Here is a 4,527-nt window from a genome sequence, read left to right on the forward strand (position 1 = left end):
AACGCATCCCAGCCCCATAAAACCCGTCATAAGACGATATTCGGCGAAAAAGCGCTGCAGAGACCGCCTCATAAAACCCGACAAGACCGGGCATCGCTATTTCCCCTCTTTGGGTGAATTTCCAACTGCAAAAGCCTTGCCGATAAATTCACCTACACCATAATATTCACGGGCTCCTGGAATAAACAGGAGTGGATCCATCTTCTTTACATCCGGCACCCCCTTTTCATCCAAACAATCGGCCTCTATCTTCACGTCCATCACTTCACCCACAAACATGGTATGGGTTCCGAGTTCAGTGCTTGTTTTCAGACGGCATTCAATTACCAGATAGGCTTCGTCCAAACATGGAGCGTCGACAAATTCTCCTTTGCTCACATGCTGACCGCATGCGTCAATCTTGTTCAGGTCCCGTCCGGAGGCGATACCGTAGAAATCTGCCGCAATGACATGATCACACCCGAGCAGGTTAATCGTGAAGGCCTGGTTCTCCAGAATCCCGGCATATGTATGGCGTTTTTTCTGCACCGAAACCATCACACATGGGGGATCGGAACAGCAGATCCCGCCCCAGGCCGCATTCATCATATTAGGCTGTCCCTGTGTATCATAACTCCCGACCAGATATACCGGAGTTGGAAAAGCGAGCGGTTTTGCACCGAGTGATTGTTTCATTCTCTGTCCTCCTCTATTGTTTCTGCTTTGCTGTTTTGGTGCTTACAACAAAAGGGCTTGAAATGTCCTGTATCAGTTCCCGACAGGATCATAGGTCAGGTCTGATTTCAATATTGTGCGCATTCATATAGTCGATCAGGCGCTGCACATGGTCTTTATCCTCGGCATTCAACTGCTGGAACACATCCTCTACCCTGCTGTCAGGAGTTTTATCCATAAAGCGCTGAAAATGCAGTTCAGCAGCAGAGTGTTCGATTTCCAAAGCCAGATTGAGGGCCTGTGCTCGGGTAGGCAATGAGGTGGAATAGTGATGATGCCAGCGTTGCAGTGCTGTGCAGCTCTGGACGATGCTGTCTAAACTCTCGGCCAGGAGGTTGTCCGGAATGGAACCACGTGGAACAAATACATCTTTAATACTGCGTAACAAGGCGGCATGGTTTTGCTCCTCAAGCATGAGATTCCACCAGAAATCGCTATCTTGTGGCAGTTTATGGTAAAAAAGCAGATACAACTTTGCCACCTGAAGTTCGAGTTCTATGGAGGCTTCGAGCATATTATTTAAATCAGCATGCATGATATTTCCCCGTATAGGCATGCTGAGGGTTGTCTGGCTGTGACTGAACTCAAAGCGCATAGACATGGAATCACTGAATCGCAAATTGAGATCGGCGGAAATTTCGCCCCGCCATATGTCATCCGGTGCAGAGCATCCCTCGCAGCCATCACTGAATTTTCCCGCCCCGAGACCAAAGCCCAATACGCCATCGACTGTCGGCGCAGCCTGTGCCGAAACAGACCCGCACGCGAGCGTCGCAATTATTGATCCGATGGAAACTTTTTTCATCATCTTCTTGTGTTCCTTTAAAACCCAATTCTTGTCATGGCCCTAAGCGGCAGCTCACCAAAATATGACCCACGCCAGAAGGCCTGCCGTCGTTTGCCAGCAAGACTTTTCAGTCCGTGGTCCTGATTGCTTCTGATGATGTTTTTCGTATGCCTAAAACGTGACAATTTTGGCCGATTGAAGATATCTGAAAAAGGATACTTGGCGCTGCCAGACCAATGCGAACCAGTCTCAGTTTTCGCTAAGATGCACGAACGGCAGAATTGCGAAAGTTGAACTGCGGCGTGACATAGCTTAATGAATGTCGCTCTAGGACTGACAGCGTCCGTCGGCTGCCAAGGCCAAGCGCCCCAGACAGACATTCACAAAACCCTACGAAACCTACCCAAACAGGCCATCATACGCGCCTTACCCATCTTTGCGCTTGCGCGTGAACACCATCTTCTGTTCGACCAGATCCTGCCGCGCGCCCATCCACGCATAGGCCAGCAGCGCCGGTTCGTTGATGCCGACCGTAATGCGGTGCAGGTGTTCGGGCGGGTTGAAAATCATCGACCCCGGCACATAGACACCCTGATGGTTTTCGGACACCGCACCGGACAGACAGACATAGCTTTCGGTGATGCCGCGATGGGCGTGGGCGGGATAGGTGCAGCCCGGCGCGAAAAGGACCACGCCAAGGATGATCTCCTCGCTGACGACCGGCCCGCTCGGTCCGATCACCTCGGCGTAGGCGTAGCTCTCAAGCAGGCCCTTGGGAACTTTTTCATAGCCATATTGCCATGACAGATCGGGCTGGACCGATTCCAGAGCGCGGATCATCGACGCCATCCTGTCGCCCCTGCCCTCGTCCAGCGCACGCTTGAGATGGGCGGTCACCGGCTTTTGCGCAGGCTGTTGCGCACGGATGAAGGGGTTTGCCTTCAGCACCCTGTTAAGCGCCTCGCGGACATGGCGCTGGTGGCCGCGGATGCGGTCGCTGCCGCCCGACGGCAGAAAGCGATAAAGTTCGTAATACTCTTGCAGCAGATACCGCCAATCGGGCAGGTCGCGCAGCTGCGGTTCAGGCAGCGGGGGCAAATCTTGCATCTATCGGACCCTTCTTTTCGCGCCTCGCTCGGCACAGTCTTGACCAACCGCAAAACCGCGGCACAACCCATCTACCTCAGCTCACGATAACGCCCGATGTCAACCGTAACCGAGAGAAAATGCGCCCCATTGCAGCCTTTCCCCGACCCGCTTGCTCTGTCATAAACGCCCCAACAAGAATGAGGTTTAACCCATGACAGGCGATCTTTTATCCAACACCGGCCCCGACGACTACAACGCCGACAGCATCGAGGTGCTGGAAGGGCTGGAACCCGTGCGCAAACGCCCCGGCATGTATATCGGCGGCACGGATGAGCGCGCACTTCATCACCTCGTGGCCGAGGTGCTCGACAACTCCATGGACGAAGCCGTCGCAGGCCACGCCAACCGGATCGAGGTGGAACTGCACGCCGACTATTCCGTCACCATCAAGGACAACGGGCGCGGCATCCCGATTGATCCCCACCCCAAATTCCCCGATAAATCCGCGCTTGAAGTGATCCTCTGCACCCTGCACGCAGGCGGCAAGTTTTCAGGCAAGGCCTATCAGACCTCCGGCGGTCTGCACGGCGTCGGCGCCTCGGTCGTCAACGCGCTGTCCGACAGCATGGTGGTGCAGGTCGCACGCAACAAGGAAATCTACGAACAGCGGTTTTCGCGCGGCGTCCCACTTGGCAAGATCGCGAAAATCGGCACCGCCCCCAACCGGCGCGGGACCACGGTGACCTTCCATGCGGACCCTGAAATCTTTGGGGCACACCGGTTCAAACCCGCACGGCTGTTCAAATCCATCCGCTCCAAGGCTTACCTTTTCTCCGGCGTCGAAATCCGCTGGAAGACGGAAATCGACGACAAGGAAACCCCGCTCGAAGCCACCTTCCACTTCCCCGGCGGCCTGTCCGATTACCTCAAGGAAACGCTGGGCACCGCCAGCACCTATGCCGACAAACCCTTTGCCGGTACCGTTGATTTCAAAGAAAAATTCGGCGAACCCGGCAAGGTCGAATGGGCGATCAACTGGACGCCCGTGCGCGACGGTTTCATCCAGTCCTACTGCAACACCGTGCCCACCCCCGAAGGCGGCACCCATGTCAGCGGCTTCTGGAACGCGATCCTCAAGGGGATCAAGGCTTACGGCGAACTGTCACACAACAAGAAAGCAGCACAAATCACCCGCGAAGACATGATGTCGGGCGGCTGTGCGCTGGTGTCCTGCTTTATCAGCGACCCCGCCTTCGTGGGGCAGACCAAAGATCGCCTGTCCTCCGAAACTGCGGCGAAAATGACCGAAGGTGCCGTGCGCGACCACTTTGACAACTGGCTGGCGGCAGATACGAAATCGGCCGGTGCGATCCTTGATTTTCTGGTGCTGCGGGCCGAAGAACGGCTGCGGCGCAGACAGGAAAAGGAAACCGCGCGCAAGTCGGCGACCAAGAAACTGCGCCTGCCCGGCAAGCTGACGGATTGCACATCCAAGGACCGCAAGGGAACCGAGCTTTTCATCGTCGAGGGCGACAGTGCGGGTGGTTCCGGCAAGGGCGCGCGCAACCGCGTCAATCAGGCGCTTTTGCCGCTCAAGGGCAAGATCCTCAACGTGCTGGGCGCGGCCTCGAACAAGCTGACCTCCAATGCCGAAATCAATGACCTCTGCGAAGCATTGGGTGTCGGCATGGGCACCAAATTCAACGTCGAAGACCTGCGCTATGACAAGATCATCATCATGACCGACGCGGATGTGGACGGCGCACATATCGCGTCCCTGCTGATGACGTTCTTCTTTACGCAAATGCGGCCGCTGATCGACAAAGGGCACCTCTATCTGGCCTGCCCGCCTTTGTATCGTCTGACCCAAGGCGCCAAACGGGTCTACGTGGCCGGGGTAATTCGTTCCCGATAATTTTTCATAAACTCTCTAAAGG

The 4,527-nt window shown here is 55.4% G+C and carries 3 protein-coding genes and 1 pseudogene; 1 reads left to right on the top strand and 3 read right to left on the bottom strand.

From position 1 onward, the window contains the following. Nucleotides 1–96: 96 nt before the first annotated feature. From R6T97_RS17210 to R6T97_RS17220, 3 genes are all read right to left on the bottom strand, one after another. Nucleotides 97–675: a flavin reductase family protein gene (locus R6T97_RS17210; protein ID WP_410350510.1), complete on the bottom strand. Its 579-nt coding sequence runs from the start codon at nt 673–675 to the stop codon at nt 97–99. Between the two features lie 88 nt (nt 676–763). Next, a complete protein-coding gene (locus R6T97_RS17215) occupies nt 764–1,522 on the bottom strand; it encodes a hypothetical protein (protein WP_410350511.1) in 759 nt (252 codons plus the stop codon). A gap of 405 nt (nt 1,523–1,927) precedes the next feature. Continuing rightward, the gene (locus R6T97_RS17220; protein ID WP_410350512.1) at nt 1,928–2,608 is read right to left on the bottom strand and encodes a dimethylsulfonioproprionate lyase family protein; all 681 of its coding nucleotides are present in this window, start codon (nt 2,606–2,608) and stop codon (nt 1,928–1,930) included. Nucleotides 2,609–2,801: 193 nt separating this feature from the next. Between R6T97_RS17220 and R6T97_RS17225 the strand changes: the two are divergent. After that, nucleotides 2,802–4,484: pseudogene (locus R6T97_RS17225) on the top strand (type IIA DNA topoisomerase subunit B); the annotation flags it as partial. Between the last annotated feature and the right edge of the window lie 43 nt (nt 4,485–4,527).

Origin of the sequence: Yoonia sp. (assembly GCF_046498525.1) — a bacterium.
Lineage (GTDB): Bacteria > Pseudomonadota > Alphaproteobacteria > Rhodobacterales > Rhodobacteraceae > Yoonia.